This window comes from Spirosoma aerolatum (genome assembly GCF_002056795.1).
Taxonomy (GTDB): domain Bacteria; phylum Bacteroidota; class Bacteroidia; order Cytophagales; family Spirosomataceae; genus Spirosoma; species Spirosoma aerolatum.
Map to the genome: position 1 here is coordinate 3,749,420 of NZ_CP020104.1, position 16,366 is coordinate 3,765,785.

The window sequence follows — 16,366 nt, forward strand, 5'->3', positions numbered from 1 at the left end:
CTGAACCATTACTGTTTATAAATTTATGGATCAAGTACTAAAAGGACAGGTTGCAATTATTACTGGTGCCAGTAGTGGTATCGGGGCCGGAGTCGCCAAAGCATTGGCCGCTGCTGGAGCCAAGGTAGTGGTTAATTACCCCGTCGAAGCGACAAAACCAGCAGCCGATGCAGTCTTGAAAGAAATCACGGATGCCGGGGGCCAAGGCATGGTAGCTCAGTGTGATGTTAGCCAGGAAGCGCAGGTTATCCAGATGTTTGCCGATGTCGTGGCTGCGTATGGCACCGTCGATATTCTGATTAATAACGCCGGACTGCAACGCGATGCCAAGTTCGACGAGATGACTCTCGACCAATGGAATACGGTTATTAACGTAAACCTGACGGGGCAGTTCCTGTGTGCCCGTGAAGCCATTCGGGAATTTTTGCGCCGGGGGCCACGACCTGACGTATCAGTTGCTACGGGTAAAATTATCTGCATGAGTTCGGTGCATGAGCTGATTCCCTGGGCTGGTCATGTCAATTATGCCACTTCCAAAGGTGGCATTAAAATGCTTATGCAGTCGCTGGCGCAGGAATACGGCGACCGTAAAATCCGGGTCAACAGCATCTGTCCGGGTGCTATTCAGACACCGATCAACCGGGCTGCCTGGGAAACGCCACAGGCACTCAATAGCCTGATGACCTTAATTCCGTATAACCGTATTGGTCAGCCTCAGGACATTGGCAATCTTGCTGTTTTTCTTGCTTCCGATCTCTCCGACTATATCACCGGGGCCAGTATCTTTATCGATGGAGGCATGACGGTGTTTGAAGGATTCGCCACGGGAGGCTAATAATTAAAGAGCGAAAGGGTGAATGAGTGAAAGAGCGAAAACCTACCGGATGGATTGCTCTTTCACTCATTCCCCCTCTCGCTCATTCACATTGTTCAATGACGACTGAAGAACATCGTTTAGAGGCTCCTGCATGGCGGCAGTGGGGACCGTATGTATCGGACCGCCAGTGGGGTACCGTCCGGGAAGATTACAGTGCCAATGGCGATGCCTGGAACTATACAACCCACGATATGGCCCGAAGTTATACCTATCGTTGGGGCGAAGAAGGAATTGCGGGTATCTCCGATGATAAACAACAGCTTTGCCTGGCCCTTGCACTCTGGAATGGCAAAGACCCGATTCTGAAGGAACGGTATTTTGGCCTGACCAATAGCGAAGGCAATCATGGAGAGGACGTAAAGGAACTATACTATTACCTCGATAACACCCCTACGCATTCGTACCAGCGAATGCTCTATAAATACCCGCAGGCGGTATTTCCATATCAGCAACTGGTGGACGAAAACCGACGTCGAACCCGACTGGACCCTGAATTTGAATTGCTCGATACCGGGATCTTCGATGATGACCGGTATTTCGATGTGTTTGTGGAGTATGCCAAGGCGGGTCCGACGGATCTGTTGATGACTGTCACCGTATTTAACCGGGGACCCGAAGTGGCCGATTTGCATGTGTTACCGACACTCTGGTTTCGGAATACCTGGATATTCGGTGATGATTCCGACGGAGTGCCTAATTATCGACCGTCGCTGATTTTACAGCCGGATAACTGTGTGTCGGTCGAGGATTCGGATTTGGGGCGTTACGTGCTGCATGCCAATGGGCAACCGGAGTGGCTGTTTTGCGATAATGAAACCAATCAGGTTCGACTTTATTCCAATCATAATGGTGCCACTTACCCGAAAGATGGCATCAACGATTACCTGATTCATGGAACGCCAACGGTCAATCCGGCCCAGACAGGTACCAAAGCGGCTGCTCATTACCAACTGACCATTGCCCCCAACGGCTCAGCCATAATTCGCCTTCGGCTGGAAGCACCGGGGCCTTTGGGTACCGAATTGAAAGCTCCTTTCGACGGATTTGATGAGATTGTCGCAACTCGCAAACAGGAAGCGGATGCTTTTTACGAACACATCCATCCACCCAAAGCTACCGACGATGAGCGATTGGTTCAGCGCCAGGCGTTTGCGGGGATGCTGTGGAGCAAGCAGTATTATTACTACGACGTGACCCGTTGGTTGGCTGGCGATGAAAACCATCCGCCACCACCGCCCGAACGGCTGAAAGGTCGGAATCATACCTGGCTGCAATTGATTAATGCCGGGGTCATTTCGATGCCCGATACCTGGGAGTACCCATGGTATGCCGCCTGGGACTGGGCTTTTCATTGCGTTACCCTATCGGTGATTGATCCCGGTTTTGCCAAGCAGCAGCTCATGATGCTTACCAACGAGTGGTTTATGCATCCGAATGGGCAACTACCGGCTTATGAGTGGAATTTCTCGGATGTAAACCCGCCTGTTCAGGCCTGGGCCGCCTGGCGGATTTATCACCTTGAACTGGAACGAAAACCACCCGGCGAAGAAGACCTGACGTTTCTACGGGCTATTTTTCATAAACTGATGCTCAACTTTACCTGGTGGGTAAACCGGAAAGATGAGGTGGGTAACAATATTTTTGAGGGCGGATTCCTGGGGCTGGATAACATCGGCGTTTTCGATCGAAATACGGTTTTTCCGGATGGAAGTCATCTGGAACAGGCCGATGGCACTAGCTGGATGGCCATGTATGCCCTCAACATGATGCGGATTGCCCTCGAACTGGCTCGTAAAGATGCAGTTTATGACGAACTGGCAACGAAATTTTTCGACCATTTTCTCTACATCGCCGGAGCTATGACCAGTATCGGACAGAACAACGAGGGGCTGTGGGACGAAGAAGATGCCTTTTTTTATGACCAACTTCGAATGAGTGATGGTAGCGTTCAGCGAATGCGGGTTCGGACGCTGGTAGGCCTGATTCCGATGTTTGCCGTAGAAGTGCTGGACGATACTCTGATGAAAGCCAATCCGGCTTTCCTGAAACGTATGGTCTGGTTTCAAAGCCACCGCCCCGATTTATACCATCAGGTTTCCCGTTATGATGAAAAGGGGAAAGATGAAAAGCGGTTGCTTAGTTTACTGCGGGGCTTTCGACTGAAAGCCTTGCTGGCGAAAATGTTGGATGAAACCGAGTTTCTGAGCCCACATGGTATTCGGGCCGTGTCGAAAGTCTACCGCGATCATCCGTATACGTTTACACTGGATCATACTACCTTTCGGCTGACTTATACACCCGCCGAGAGCGATAGCAACATGTTTGGGGGGAACAGCAACTGGCGCGGCCCGGTCTGGATGCCAACCAATTACCTGCTGGTCGAAAGCCTGAATCGGTTCTATGATTATTTTGGCGATAGCTTTACAGTCGAATATCCGATTGGGTCGGGTCGGCAGATAACGCTTAAAGCTGTCGCCCGCGAACTTACCAACCGACTCATTAGCCTGTTTACAACCGATACAACCGGTAAACGAGCGACATTCGGGCAGCATCCAAAATATCAGGACCCGAACTTCCGCGATTATGTGCTGTTCTATGAATACTTCGACGGGGATAACGGGCGCGGAGTAGGGGCCAGTCACCAGACGGGCTGGACAGGATTGGTGGCTGAATTGATCAACCGGAAGTATGGTAGTCTGGCCGAGTAAGAAGTTTGCTATTAAACACAATCAATGAAACCGACGATCACGCTTGAATATTGCCCAAAATGTGGCTGGTTACTCCGCTCTGCCTGGATGGCGCAGGAACTGCTAACGACCTTTACCGACGATGTGCATGGGGTTCTGCTGCAACCTTCCGAATTCAGTGGTCGGTATTCGATTCGGGTGAATGAACAGGTCATTTTCGACCGGAAAGTAGAGGGGCGTTTCCCCGATATTAAAGAATTGAAGCAATTGGTGCGGGATGTGGTTAATCCGGAAAAAGACCTCGGTCATTCGGAACGGAAATAACTCTCTATTCTGCGGTAAATCGGTAACGTAAGTCGCCTGCCCAAACTCCCGAACTCATCAGAAGTCTGAGCAGGCGGCTTAGCATCAGTTCCAGTCTATGCCAATACCGCTTCAAGCTGTTTGACCAGTTGGATTTCGCTATACAGTTTGACCTCTTCGCTCAAGGCCAGACCGCCCGTTTCCAAAACGCCATTGAAGCTAATCCCCCAATCGCTCCGATTTAGTTTGCCCGTGATGGTGTAGCCCACTCGCACACCGCCCCAGGGGTCTTTGGTAATGCCGCTATACTCAACATGCAATTTAACGGGTTTCCGAACCCCTTTCATCGTTAAGTCGCCATATACAAAAAAAGTATCCTCATCCAGTTTCTCGATGGCTGTGGATTGAAAACTTAACTGGGGATAGGTTTCGGCTTCGAAGAAATCGGAGTTGCGAAGGTGATGATCGCGTTGCTCATTATTGGTATGGATAGACGTAATTTCGGCGGTGGCCCGTATTTGTGCTGTGCTGAAATCGTCACCCTCGGTTTCTACCTCCACCTGAAATTGTTGAAAAGAACCGGAAATGTTACTGATCATCAGGTGTTTGATTTTGAAACCTAATTCGCTGTGTGTGGGGTCGAGGACCCATTTCGTCGTTGTCATAGAGTTGAAAAATTAGTATTCTGAATGGAATTGCCAATTGCGTCGGACCCTGGCCCGACTGGCAAAAATTGAGCCTGTTTAATAAAGAATCCGTTGGGATGCCGGTACGGTGGCTATATGCTTCAGGGTTCCTTGTCGGTATGCCTGATAAAGCCGTCGAATATCCTCCTGTGTATCAGCAATGAAGGGACCGTGCGACACGATGGCATCGCCCTGTGGCTCTCCGGCATACAGAATAACCCTACCTCCGGCTTCGCCCCCGGCAAGCTTCAGGTCACTGAGTACCGCATCGGAAGACCTGTTCAGCCAGCCCACCTGATCCTGCTGGACTTTGTTGGCTTCGTCGCCTACCCGTATGCTTCCGTCAATCACGTACAAGAAAGCCGTATAGGAGGCTGGAAGTTGCTGGATAGTCGTAGCGCCAGACTCCAGCTGGATATCGGCGATAATTAGAGGGGCATAATTCTGGATTGGCGATTTTAGACCCGCCAGCGAACCACTGTACACCCTGATCGTCACCCCATTCTGGATAAGTGTGGGGACTTTCTCCAAAGGGAGGTCCTGTACCCTTGGTTCTGCCCATCGGTCTTTTTTGGGTAAGTTCAGCCAGAGCTGTAGCAGCCGCATCGACGCGTTCCGATCAATGATTTCCGAGTGAATGATGCCACTACCGGCGGTCATTAGCTGCAGATCACCCCCTTTCAACCGATGAGCCTCGTCGCCCATTTCGCCTTCCAGCAATAAAGAGACCGTTTCAAAACCTGCATGTGGATGCGGCCCACCAACGGGTTGCCCATCCTGTTTGTTGAGTCGATCATCCATCAGCACGATGAACGGATCGCTCTCGGTAAAGTCGACCTGAATAACTGGACTGGCCAAGTGACCAACTCCTAAAAAGCCCGGTTGAGCAGGTGGCGTATATATGTTGATTACTTTTCTACGAAGATTCATGGCATCGTTGACAATAGGGCTGACATTTTTGCCCTGATTGATGATGCAAAATTACATCGTTTACTATACATTTGTAAGTACTATACTCAAGTATAGGGCTATACTTGAGTATAGTACTTACAAAACATCTTTTTTCCATCGAGATTATATAATGGAAACTACAGCGCTAAAACACGAGGAATGTGTCAGCCTTTTGCGCCCGATACGGGATGCCTTGGATGTATTGAATGGTAAATGGAAATTGCCGATCATCGTGGCCCTTACATTCGGAGAGAAGCGATTTGGCGAAATTGCCAAAGAAGTTCACGGAATCACCGATCGGATGCTCTCCAAAGAATTGCGGGATATGGAGATCAATGGATTAGTGAAGCGAACCGTGTATGATACCTACCCGGTCAAAGTGACGTATACGTTAACTCCGCATAGTCAGACATTGGGAGGGGTTATTGAGTCCCTGCGTAACTGGGGGGAACTGCACCGGAAAAAAATTCTCTCAGATGATGTTTAGGTGAAGTGCTATACAGGATTCTATTGAACATCGACTTCCATTTCCAGCAGCGCATAGCTAAGGCTTTTGCCATGCGTATCCATGGTGAGTGAGGTAGTAACCCCACCCGTCAGGGCTTGCTGACATACAAATTGTAAAGCGGGCAGATTGGGTAGCTCGTAGCGGATAACGTCACCGGCTACAATTTGCTTCAGATGTTCTTTAACTGCATTGGCAGTGACCTGATTACGGAGAAGCTCAAAATGTTCTGGCTTGTACGGAATAAGCGAAAGGGTAAGGGTGTTGCCTTTATCCCCCGCGCGACTGTGGGCGATGTCGTATAGTTTAGTTTTCATGCGCTTAGACGGGTGACATTAGGAACTACCTGATTGCGGTCGATCAGTGTGGAAACAATACCGACCACCTCATGGGTGTACTTACGGGCTCCGCCACCACCAGCCGGGCCATTGGTATACAACGCTTCAACCTCTTCGCCAACCAGTGCGGCCTGTTGCGCCGTCGAAGCCCGACCCGCTACCCGTAATCGGATTTCATAGGGGGCAGGATAATGACCAAACGAGGTTCGGTGAACGGATGTGCTGCCAATGTAATCGATACGCAGATCAGCGAACCGATCCTGAAGCCGTTCCTGTATGATGGCTCCGGCCAGTTTCGCGCGACCCAGCGCGTTGGCCCCTGCGTAGGAAATTTCACCTTCGCCAATAAAACCGGCTTCGTACCCAACACTGACTTTTAAGGTGTCCGGTCGGGCTTGTCCTCGTCCTCCAGTTGCGTGTACCTGGTTGGGAGCTGCTTGCAGGAGACGTACCTGTGTGAAATCAGCAATCACATCAGGGGTGAAATAGCGGCTGGGGTCCATGACCTCGTAAAGTAATTGTTCTTTCGCCGTGGCTACGCTTAGCATACCTCCTGTCCCCTCCACTTTGCCAAATACTGCCGTTCCATTGGCCAGTACATCAACAAACGGATGGCCCAAATGCGCCATGTCTGCAACTTCTTTTCGACCCGGATCGGCGAAATAGCCACCCGTCAGTTGGCCCGCGCATTCCATTAGGTGCCCAATAACCGTACCCTGTCCAAGTTGCTCCCAATTGTCCAGCGACCAGCCTAATTCATATACCAGCGGTGCGACAAACAGCGAGGGGTCGGCTACGCGTCCGGTAATGATGACCTGTGCATCCGTTGCCAGTGCAGGTAGTATGGCGTCGGCTCCCAGATAAGCATTAGCTGATAGAATTGGCCCCGATTCATGTAGAGGTTTACCGGTTTCCAGCGCAATTTCGTCACCTGTTAATTGATGAAAAACATCGTCTCCCGTAATGGCCGCTACGGTCAACGACAGATTGAGTCGTTGGGCAATTTCGATAACTTTTTGGGCAGCCGCCAGCGGGTTGGCTGCGCCCATATTGGTAATGAGCCGAACATGGTTGGTGAGCAGTACCGGCAGTATCATCTCGATCCGGCGTTCCAGGAGTGGATCGTAACCCGTGTCGGGGTTTTGCCGTTTCCGTTTCTGTGCCAACGCAATGGTCCGTTCGGCCAGACATTCCAGCACCAGATAATCCAGCTTACCTTGCTGAGCGAGTATAAGCCCCGGTTCGAGCCGATCACCCGAAAAACCGGCCCCACAGCCAATTCGTATTCGTTCTTTCATAATGAATTTGTAGGTGTCAGTTTCTATCCTATTAGAATACAGATTTTTATGACGAGTATGATGTAACAGGATCAGCGAAAATCCTAATCATCATAAAAATCTGTGTTCTATGACAACTAAACGTGTATTGAACCCGTCAGCAAAGCCACGAGGGTCATGACCAGTGTAGTACCCAGCGCCCATTTGATCGTAAATTTCTGATGTTCACCCAAATCGACTTCGGCAAGGCCCACCAGCAAAAATGTAGACGCGGTAAGTGGGCTAACCGGAAATCCTACCGTCATCTGACCCAGTAAAGCCGCCCGCCCAATCTCTAGCGGATCAATGCCAAATTGCGTGGCTGACTGGCTCAGAATAGGCACAACACCAAAATAGTAGGCATCGGGTGTAAAGAGCAGGCTGGCGGGCATACTCGTGACAGCGGTTAGCGTGGGTAGCCAGGCGGCATGTTGCTGAGGAATGAGTGACACCAGCGAAGTAGCCATTGCGTCGATCATCTTGGAGCCCGTCAGAATACCGGAAAAAACACCAGCCGCAAAAATCATACTCGACACCATGAAAATGTTGTTCCCGTGACTGCGCAGTACTTTTTGCTGATCGGGGAGATGTGGGTAATTAATCAATAAGGCTAGTGCGGCTGCTACTACAAACAGGGCGGGGGTAGGTACCCAGCCTTTTACGAGCGTTGTAATGAGTGCTAGGGTCAGAAACGCATTGAGCCAGAATAACTTTGGTCGGCGAAGTGCCTGTTGTTCGTTCGTCAGATTTTCATGATGTACATAATCAAGCTGGTTAATACCCAGTCGCTTACGTTCCTGAAGACCAAGCCAGTACGCTACGGCCAGCACCCAGGCGATTCCCGCCAGTATAGCCGGAATGTTGGGATTGAAAAGCTGGGTGGCATCTGTTTTGAGGGTAGAAATAGCCCTTGCCGATGTACCCGACCAGGGTACCAGATGCAAGGGGCCGACGCTGAGTGCTACAATACCCGGCAATATGCGTTTGTTGATCTTCAGTTGGCGGTAGATCGGTAAAAACGCTGACATCACGATCATAAATGTAGCCGTTCCATCGCCATCCAGGTGGACAATCATCGTCAGAATGGCTGTGCCGATAATCACTTTTAATGGGTCACCCTGAACGTATCGGATAATACCCGCAATGATGGGGTCGAACAGGCCCACATCGAGCATGGTGGCAAAATAAAGCACGGCAAACATGAGCAGAATGCCCGTTGGCGCTACCTGCTTAATACCTGCCAGAATCATCTCGCCCAGTTCTTTAGGGGAAAAACCGGCCATAAAACCGATCGCTACTGGCACTAAGACAAGGGCGGTAATAACGGATAGACGTTTAGTGATAATCAGCGCGAGAAAAATGCCGATGGTGGCAAAACCGAAGAACGAAAGCATACAAGTAGGTAGGATTTAATCCAAAAGCCGGAAAGTGGACAAATCAAAAGTAAAAGTTCGACCTTTGTTGTCTTTACTGATACGTCGCTTTAGGTTTATGTACTCCGTAAACCTACACCTAACTGATTTACTGAAAAATGCCTTTACGCTCGCAAGATTGGTTTGGCCGCACCGGCAAAGACGGCTTTATTTATCGCGCCTGGATGAAAAACCAGGGATTCCCCCATCATGAATTTGAAGGAAAGCCCGTAATCGGCATCTGTAATACCTGGTCGGAACTTACCCCTTGCAACGCTCATTTTCGTGAACTGGCCGAAGCCATCAAACGGGGAGTTTGGGAAGCGGGTGGATTTCCGCTGGAGTTTCCGGTGATGTCGCTGGGCGAATGCCAGATCAAACCAACGGCCATGCTGTTTCGTAACCTGGCCAGCATGGATGTGGAAGAAAGCATTCGGGGCAATTCGCTGGATGCCGTAATCCTGATGTGTGGGTGTGATAAAACGACACCTTCGCTGGTCATGGGTGCCTGTAGTGTCGATATTCCTACCCTGGTTGTATCGGGCGGCCCTATGCTGGCCGGGCGTTTCCGGGGTAAAAAAATCGGAACCAGTGATGTCTGGCGGTTTGCCGAAGCCTATAAAATGGGAGAGATGAGTCAGGCCGATTTCATAGCTTCAGAAGCCAGTATGGCCCGTTCGCCCGGACACTGTGCCGTAATGGGAACCGCCAGCACGATGGCTGCCATGGTCGAATCGCTGGGTCTGGCCCTGCCCGACAATGCCACCATTCCGGCTGCCGACTCGCGTCGGAAAGTGCTGGCGCACATGACGGGCGTTCGGGCAGTAGAGCTGGCTCGTCAGAATATCACCCCATCGCAGATTCTGACCCGTCAGGCGTTTGAAAATGCCATTATGGTGAATGCGGCTCTTGGTGGTTCAACCAATTTTATTCTGCACCTGACGGCCATTGCGGGTCGGGTTGGGGTGGACCTGTCGCTGGATGATTTCGATACATTGTCCGCCAAAATTCCATTGCTGACCAATCTACAGCCTTCGGGTGAGCATTTCGTTGAAGATTTGTTCTATGCGGGTGGCCTTCCGGCCGTGATTCGGGAGTTACGAAGCTACCTGAATAACGACGCTATGACGGTTAATGGACGAACGATTGGCGAAAACTGCGCCGAAGCTCAGTGCTACGACCCGGCGGTTATTGCGTCAATTGATCAGCCGTTTAAGCCGGAGTCGGGGATTGCCGTATTGCGCGGAAATCTATGTCCGAACGGGGCTGTGCTGAAGCCATCGGCCGCGTCGCCCGAACTCATGCAACATACAGGACGGGCGGTTGTTTTCGAGGACATCGACGACTACAAAGCCCGTATTGATGATCCTGATCTGGATGTAGACCCGTCGTGTGTGCTGGTGCTGAAGAATGTTGGCCCTAAAGGGTATCCGGGTATGCCTGAGGTAGGTAATATGCAGCTTCCGGCTAAAGTGCTGGCCCAGGGTGTACACGATATGGTGCGAATTTCGGATGGGCGTATGAGCGGAACGGGCTTTGGTACGGTGGTGCTGCACGTTTCGCCCGAATCGGCGGTTGGTGGAAACCTGGCCCTGGTGCAAAACGGCGATCTGATCACGCTCGATGTGCACAACCGCAGTTTGCATTTACATGTATCCGACGAAGAACTTGCTGCCCGAATGGTCCATTTCAAACCACTTAATCTAGGTTATGACCGGGGGTATGTGAACCTATACATTCGCCACGTAACGCAGGCACACGAAGGAGCCGATTTTGACTTTTTACGAGGAGGTTCCGGTAGTGTAGTCAAGCGGGATTCGCATTAATAATATCCGATTTACGGACTAAACAATACGGTGGGCTGGCGCAAAAAATGGTGCGACGGCCCACCGTATTTTATGAGCTTGTTTAAACTTTACAAAATTGCTTCTCGATAGGTGTGTTTTTGTCATCCCAAGGAACGAGGGGTCTTCGGTGACTGGTTATTCAACGGGCTTGCCCGAAGATCCCTCGTTCCTTGGGATGACAAAACGTTATTGCGGCATAAGTTTAAACAGGTTCGGTTCTATAATGAACTTTCCCACAAATTCTACGCCGAGTTAATAAATAAAAATAGCAGTATTCGTTCCATTGATTCCCAAACTGTCACCGCAATAGGTTGATTTCAGTGGTTTAGGCCGAAAAATCAATAAAAAAGGGACTGAATAGTAAACAAAAAAATGATGGTAGCGTAAGACTGTGTCGACGGTATAGTAATTGTTACTTTTTGGTAAACATTGCTGTATCTGCATGCTTTTCCGTTACTTGCTTTTGTTAGCTGTCCTTAGCTCTACCCAATTACTTGCACAAGCCCCCCGAATTCGGTTGACCGAATTGGCAACAGGGTTGAATCGGCCAACGGATATGGTTGCCATTAGTTCTAGCGAATTTCTGATCTCACAAACTGATGGACAGATTCGTATCGTTCGAAATGGGGTTAAGCTTGTAACACCTTATCTGGATCTTGGGGCAAAAATTCATGATGCTACCTGGGAGGGGATTTTCGGGATTACGCTCCACCCAAATTACGCCAGTAATGGATACATATATGTTAACTATTGTCGGAAGGGTGATCGGTCGGCTGTGTATGCCCGCTTTACCCGTAGTGCAACCAATCCCGACCAGGCTGATAGTTCAACAGAATTTACGTTGCTGGTCGTGCCTTATCCGAATCCGCAGGGGGCGCACCGGTCGGGTTGCCTGGGTTTTGGCCCTGATGGGTATCTATATATTACGACAGGCGATTCGTGGCCGGGACTTCGTGGCTCTGTTGGCGACCCCGATCGGTTTGCACAGAGCCTGCAAACGCCTTACGGGAAGATCTTTCGGATTGATGTCGATCATGGTACACCTTACGCTATTCCTGCCACAAATCCATACAGTAGCCCCAGCGATGGCGTAGCAGATGAAATTTATGCCCTGGGTTTACGGAATCCGTGGCGCTGGAGCTTTGATCGACTGACGGGCGATATGTGGATCGGGGATGTGGGACAGGATGGTTGGGAAGAACTGAATTTTACCCCTTCGAATGCGACAGCACCACAGAACTACGGATGGCCCTGTTACGAAGGGACGCATGCCTATAATTCAAATTGCTCCGGGTCTGATACGTACCATATGCCTCTGCTCGACTATTCTGGCTACAATTATGGCAGTGGTGCATCCATCACCGGTGGTTATGTATACCGTGGCACAGTTTACCCCAAGTTATATGGGTGGTACGTGTTTGGCGACTACCAACGCGGAACGTACTGGTCACTGAAACGAGCGGATGATGGGACTTTTCAGCAAATTACACAACTCAGCCTGCCCACCGTATTGCCTGTATCATTCGGGCAGGACCCAAACGGTGAATTGTATGTGCTTTCCTTTGCAGAGGGAAAATTGTATCGTATCATCGAACGGACAATCGCTAGTGTTAAAACAGGAAACTGGGCCAGTCCGGACACCTGGAACTGCAATTGTCTGCCCATTGCCGGTGACGATGTGGTTATTTCTGCCGACCATTCGGTAGACCTGAATCAACTGGTACAGGTTCGATCGCTTGATTTGAAGGGGAAACTGGCCTATTCGCCTTCAGGCAAGGTCAAGTTTGATCCCTAAAGGTGCCTATGCGCTTGCGAGGAAAATTTGTCCTATTTTCGCCACGAAATTATCCTTTACCCTACTTATCGATTGCATGACAAATTTTGCCCGACAGACTGTACTCATTACGGGGGCTGGCACTGGAATTGGTTTTGCCATTGCGAAAGCACTAGTTCAGCAGGGAGCCAACGTCGTACTCAACGATTATGACCATGATTTAGCCCGAAACGCAGCCCATCGTATTCAGGATGAATGCCAAACTCCCGATGCCGGGACTTGTGAGGCCTGCCCAGGCGATGCATCAGATGTATCGTTTATTCGCCATATGGTAGATACTGCTGTTGCTCGGTTTGGATCGCTGGATATTGCCATTGCCAACGCGGGAATCACCATTTTCGGCGACATCTTCACGACCACGGCAGAGGCATTTCAGAAAATTGTAGACGTAAACTTACGAGGTAGCTTTTTTCTCGCACAAATGGCCGCTCAGCAAATGCGGTTGCAGGGGAAAGGGGGGAGTATCCTGTTTATGTCGTCAGTAGTAGGACATCTGGCCCATCCGGGATTGCCTGTTTACAGTATGACCAAGGCAGGGCTGGAAATGCTGGCCCGTCAATTAGTCATCGACTTTTCGCCACTTGGCATTACCATCAATACGATTGCCCCAGGGGCCACACTTACTGAACGAACCTTAGACGACCCTACCTACATTCCAATCTGGTCGCGGATCACGCCAATGGGGCGCCCTGCTACGGTCGATGATATAACCAATGCGGCTCTATTTCTGGTGGCGCCCGCATCCCGCCATATTACCGGCCAAAGCCTGGTCGTAGATGGTGGCTGGACAAGCGTGGGTGTGCCGCCGATTTGATACTGAATGATTGAGTGATTGAATGATTGAATTTAGATTGCGCTAGCTAATTCAATCATTCAATCACTCAATCATTCAAAATTATTTCCTCCCCAGCGTGATCAATACTACGCCAACGATGGCTACCAGGGCACCAATCAGGGATTGGCTGGAGAATATTTCGCCAGCGAACAAGGTACCTAAGAACATCGCGACAACTGGATTAACGAAGGCATAGGTGGCCAGAAGCTGCGGAGGGGCGTTCCGGGCCAGCCAAGAATAGGATGAAAAACCGATGATACTGCCAAAAATGATCAGGTAAATCATTGATCCGATGGCTTTGGTAGGAGCGTCCAGAATGCTTAATGGTGTAACCGGTTCGAGCACCAGACTTACGAGTAGGCTGGCAAATCCCCCCACAATCATTTGAATACCACTGGATAGGGTGCCAGTTGGCAATGACAGACGCGGTGTTAGCAGCGTGCCAATAGCCCAGATCAGATTACCGAAGGCAACAAAACCCGTACCGATCAATTTGGCATCGAGGCCAGCTGTGCTTTGCAGTTTATCCGGTTTCACCAGTAGGAAAATACCAATAAGGCCGACAACCAGGCCCGCAAGTGCCAGATTACTCGGCCGTTTTTTGCCAAACGAAACCCAGTTGAGCGTCAGGAGATAAACGGGCAACAGACCTCCTAGCAAAGCCGCCATACCGCTCGGAATGTACTGCAAGCCAATGGCCAGGCAGCCATTCGAAACGGTAAGCAGCAAAATGCCGATCAGCCCGGCTGACTGCCATTCTTTTCGGGTTGGGCGGGGTGTTCCCGTCAGCCGTGCATAGCCATAGAGTATCCCTCCTGCAATCAGATACCGGACTGCCACCATGTAAAGGGGGGGCATCCGTTCGGTCATAAAATGAATGAACAGATAGGTAGAACCCCACAATATATAAACGGAGATCAGGTTAGCCCAGAGCGTAAAACGGTCTGACGAATTTGAAAGAGGGGATGTAACGGCTTGCATACAATTGCTTACTAGTAAGCTTGTAACAAGCGGAAGGGTAAATTTTCTCCGTCAAATCGGTCTATTTTCAGCATTTCTGAGATACATTATGAAAATTCTAAGCAGAATATTATTTGGCGGATTTTGTCTGGTTTCTGTAAAAGGCGAGGTCCGTTTATTGGTATACGGATAAAGCTCTCGTCAACTAATCAGTACGACACATCGGTATTGTTGGCTTCTAGCTGTTTGATCTGAGGAGCATAGGGACTTTTCATCGCTTCCTGCCCGAAAAGTGGATTACTTCCCAAAAAAACTTTTTTTAACCCTTTAAGGGAGAGAAGCATGCTGGGGAATTCGTGCAGGTTATTGTTGTTGAACGATAACTCCTGCAACGACGACAACGTGCCTATAACGGCTGGTACCGATACATACCAGTTATAGCTCAAGTCCAGAATGCGCAACGAGTGAAGGCGGCTGAATTCGTCGGGCAGTTGACTCAGGTGGTTATGATGGGCGTATAATACCTGCAAATGGCGTAGTTTGGTGAGCGTAACCGGCAGGTTTCGTAGTTCGTTATGCGCTACAGCCAACTGCTCCAACCGCTTCATTTTGCCAATCTGCGGAGGTAATTCAATGAATTTGTTGTAGTACAAATCCAGCACTTTTACACGCTTGAGTCGTCCGATGGAAGTAGGTAGTTGTGACAGACCAACACTATAGAGATTAAGGTCCGACAGTTTGCGCATGCGCCGTAGGGTTTTGACATCAGCATCGGTTATGGTAGTCAATTTGTTGTAACCCAGCCATAAACTTTCAAGTCGTCGGTTCTGTCGGATGGATTCCGGGATTTTGGTGAGCTTATTACCCTGAATATTCAGCGACCGTATGTGTTTGTTACGGGTAATGAATACGCTATCGTTGGGAATAACGTTGAATAGCACACTTAATCGTTTGAGCGTTGGAATATCGGCTGTTAGTCGGGCTGGGAGTTCGTGGAGGTTGTTACGGGACAAATCCAGCTCTTCCAGTTTAGGAAAACGATACACCACTTCGGGAACGGAACTTAGTTCCAGGTGATTAAATGCCAACATGGTTACCGTATCCGGGCGCAGGGTCTTTTCGGCCGCTTCGACCGTACTAATGATTCCAGGACCGCGCCGAACCGTGCGTTTCTGAGGGGGTTGACCGAGCGTAGTCATCGTAGATCGGCGAAACCCGTTTTCAGTCTTTATGGGAAATGGATGCTGCGTGTACCATTCCGTCAATAGTGCCAGTAGTTTGGATTCCTGCTCACTCGTCAATGACTGTCCATCAACCTGGCAAAATACCCACTCATATGAACCATCAGCGCGAATAAACTCCTGGGTCTGGAATAGAAGCCCAAGAGCGGGGAGCCGCTTTTTATTACGCTCAATAAACGTAAAAAACTGTTGATGCTGAGCATTTAAACTGTCGAAGTAGAGTTTCGTTCGTCCTGAAAAGGCCCCTTTCAGCTGGCTCGATTTGCCTGCCTGAACAATAAGCTTATCGTAAGGTGGTGGGAAAGAACGCTCTAAACTCGCCAAAGAAACGCCTAGCCGGGTGGTATCCCGTAAAAAAACAACCGGCGACTGGGCATAACCAACCAGTCCGGTCAGCATCAGATAGACAAATAGAAGGCCTTTTAGCATGTTGTAACGGAATTTTTAGGTAAATAACGAAAATTATAGTTATAAAAACCAAAAAAAACCGGTATTTAACGGATTTGGGGATTAAACAGATTTTGTTGCGCTTTCATAAAGCCTGTTACAAAATCTGTTTAATCCCCAAATCCGT

14 protein-coding genes are annotated in these 16,366 nt (G+C 49.7%); 7 read left to right on the forward strand and 7 right to left on the reverse strand.

The window, feature by feature from the left end; genetic code table 11:
- Positions 1-25 precede the first annotated feature (25 nt).
- The 3 genes from B5M13_RS15060 to B5M13_RS15070 all read left to right on the forward strand — a co-directional run bounded on the left by B5M13_RS15060 (position 26) and on the right by B5M13_RS15070 (position 3,888).
- Complete coding sequence (locus B5M13_RS15060) at positions 26-835, forward strand: glucose 1-dehydrogenase (protein WP_080056461.1); 810 nt, start codon at positions 26-28, stop codon at positions 833-835.
- 98 nt (positions 836-933) lie between these two features.
- Entirely contained in the window at positions 934-3,585 is a 2,652-nt protein-coding gene (locus tag B5M13_RS15065) for an MGH1-like glycoside hydrolase domain-containing protein (protein ID WP_080056462.1), read from the forward strand.
- A 24-nt stretch (positions 3,586-3,609) separates the two neighbouring features.
- Positions 3,610-3,888 carry a SelT/SelW/SelH family protein gene (locus B5M13_RS15070; protein WP_080056463.1) on the forward strand — a complete coding sequence of 93 codons (279 nt, stop codon included), beginning with the start codon at positions 3,610-3,612 and terminating at the stop codon, positions 3,886-3,888.
- Between the two features lie 95 nt (positions 3,889-3,983).
- Here the strand turns inward: B5M13_RS15070 and B5M13_RS15075 are convergent, their stop codons facing one another.
- Together B5M13_RS15075 and B5M13_RS15080 are read right to left on the reverse strand one after the other, a co-directional pair.
- Positions 3,984-4,532, reverse strand: a complete 549-nt coding sequence (locus B5M13_RS15075; protein ID WP_080056464.1) for a YceI family protein — start codon at positions 4,530-4,532, stop codon at positions 3,984-3,986.
- A gap of 78 nt (positions 4,533-4,610) precedes the next feature.
- Entirely contained in the window at positions 4,611-5,483 is an 873-nt protein-coding gene (locus B5M13_RS15080) for a pirin family protein (RefSeq protein ID WP_080056465.1), read from the reverse strand.
- Between the two features lie 151 nt (positions 5,484-5,634).
- On the opposite strand from B5M13_RS15080, the gene B5M13_RS15085 reads away from it, so the two are divergent.
- Positions 5,635-5,991 carry a winged helix-turn-helix transcriptional regulator gene (locus tag B5M13_RS15085; protein ID WP_080056466.1) on the forward strand — a complete coding sequence of 119 codons (357 nt, stop codon included), beginning with the start codon at positions 5,635-5,637 and terminating at the stop codon, positions 5,989-5,991.
- 20 nt (positions 5,992-6,011) lie between these two features.
- Here the strand turns inward: B5M13_RS15085 and B5M13_RS15090 are convergent, their stop codons facing one another.
- From B5M13_RS15090 to B5M13_RS15100, 3 genes are all read right to left on the reverse strand, one after another.
- Positions 6,012-6,326 (reverse strand): AtuA-related protein, encoded by a 315-nt coding sequence (locus B5M13_RS15090; protein WP_080056467.1) that lies wholly within the window; start codon positions 6,324-6,326, stop codon positions 6,012-6,014.
- Complete coding sequence (locus B5M13_RS15095) at positions 6,323-7,645, reverse strand: acyclic terpene utilization AtuA family protein (protein ID WP_080056468.1); 1,323 nt, start codon at positions 7,643-7,645, stop codon at positions 6,323-6,325. Before B5M13_RS15095 ends, B5M13_RS15090 begins: the two co-directional genes overlap by 4 nt.
- Before the next feature lie 116 nt (positions 7,646-7,761).
- Positions 7,762-9,057, reverse strand: a complete 1,296-nt coding sequence (locus B5M13_RS15100) for a CitMHS family transporter (RefSeq protein ID WP_080056469.1) — start codon at positions 9,055-9,057, stop codon at positions 7,762-7,764.
- Between the two features lie 137 nt (positions 9,058-9,194).
- Between B5M13_RS15100 and B5M13_RS15105 the strand changes: the two genes are divergently transcribed.
- The 3 genes from B5M13_RS15105 to B5M13_RS15120 all read left to right on the forward strand — a co-directional run bounded on the left by B5M13_RS15105 (position 9,195) and on the right by B5M13_RS15120 (position 13,570).
- Positions 9,195-10,901, forward strand: a complete 1,707-nt coding sequence (locus B5M13_RS15105; RefSeq protein ID WP_080056470.1) for an IlvD/Edd family dehydratase — start codon at positions 9,195-9,197, stop codon at positions 10,899-10,901.
- A gap of 463 nt (positions 10,902-11,364) precedes the next feature.
- The gene (locus tag B5M13_RS15115; protein ID WP_080056472.1) at positions 11,365-12,717 is read left to right on the forward strand and encodes a PQQ-dependent sugar dehydrogenase; all 1,353 of its coding nucleotides are present in this window, start codon (positions 11,365-11,367) and stop codon (positions 12,715-12,717) included.
- 76 nt (positions 12,718-12,793) lie between these two features.
- Positions 12,794-13,570: an SDR family NAD(P)-dependent oxidoreductase gene (locus B5M13_RS15120; protein WP_080056473.1), complete on the forward strand. Its 777-nt coding sequence runs from the start codon at positions 12,794-12,796 to the stop codon at positions 13,568-13,570.
- Between the two features lie 81 nt (positions 13,571-13,651).
- On the opposite strand, the gene B5M13_RS15125 is transcribed toward B5M13_RS15120, so the two are convergent.
- Together B5M13_RS15125 and B5M13_RS15130 are read right to left on the reverse strand one after the other, a co-directional pair.
- Positions 13,652-14,572: an EamA family transporter gene (locus tag B5M13_RS15125; protein WP_080056474.1), complete on the reverse strand. Its 921-nt coding sequence runs from the start codon at positions 14,570-14,572 to the stop codon at positions 13,652-13,654.
- A 188-nt stretch (positions 14,573-14,760) separates the two neighbouring features.
- Positions 14,761-16,221: a leucine-rich repeat domain-containing protein gene (locus B5M13_RS15130; RefSeq protein ID WP_080056475.1), complete on the reverse strand. Its 1,461-nt coding sequence runs from the start codon at positions 16,219-16,221 to the stop codon at positions 14,761-14,763.
- Positions 16,222-16,366: the final 145 nt, after the last annotated feature.

Coding starts and splice junctions, on each gene's coding strand:
- B5M13_RS15090 (WP_080056467.1), bottom strand. CDS start 6,326: ATGAAAACTAAACTATACGACATCGCCCACAGTCGCGCGGGGGATAAA.
- B5M13_RS15085 (WP_080056466.1), top strand. CDS start 5,635: ATGGAAACTACAGCGCTAAAACACGAGGAATGTGTCAGCCTTTTGCGC.
- B5M13_RS15125 (WP_080056474.1), bottom strand. CDS start 14,572: ATGCAAGCCGTTACATCCCCTCTTTCAAATTCGTCAGACCGTTTTACG.
- B5M13_RS15115 (WP_080056472.1), top strand. CDS start 11,365: ATGCTTTTCCGTTACTTGCTTTTGTTAGCTGTCCTTAGCTCTACCCAA.
- B5M13_RS15100 (WP_080056469.1), bottom strand. CDS start 9,057: ATGCTTTCGTTCTTCGGTTTTGCCACCATCGGCATTTTTCTCGCGCTG.
- B5M13_RS15060 (WP_080056461.1), top strand. CDS start 26: ATGGATCAAGTACTAAAAGGACAGGTTGCAATTATTACTGGTGCCAGT.
- B5M13_RS15065 (WP_080056462.1), top strand. CDS start 934: ATGACGACTGAAGAACATCGTTTAGAGGCTCCTGCATGGCGGCAGTGG.
- B5M13_RS15130 (WP_080056475.1), bottom strand. CDS start 16,221: ATGCTAAAAGGCCTTCTATTTGTCTATCTGATGCTGACCGGACTGGTT.
- B5M13_RS15120 (WP_080056473.1), top strand. CDS start 12,794: ATGACAAATTTTGCCCGACAGACTGTACTCATTACGGGGGCTGGCACT.
- B5M13_RS15080 (WP_080056465.1), bottom strand. CDS start 5,483: ATGAATCTTCGTAGAAAAGTAATCAACATATATACGCCACCTGCTCAA.
- B5M13_RS15095 (WP_080056468.1), bottom strand. CDS start 7,645: ATGAAAGAACGAATACGAATTGGCTGTGGGGCCGGTTTTTCGGGTGAT.
- B5M13_RS15105 (WP_080056470.1), top strand. CDS start 9,195: ATGCCTTTACGCTCGCAAGATTGGTTTGGCCGCACCGGCAAAGACGGC.
- B5M13_RS15070 (WP_080056463.1), top strand. CDS start 3,610: ATGAAACCGACGATCACGCTTGAATATTGCCCAAAATGTGGCTGGTTA.
- B5M13_RS15075 (WP_080056464.1), bottom strand. CDS start 4,532: ATGACAACGACGAAATGGGTCCTCGACCCCACACACAGCGAATTAGGT.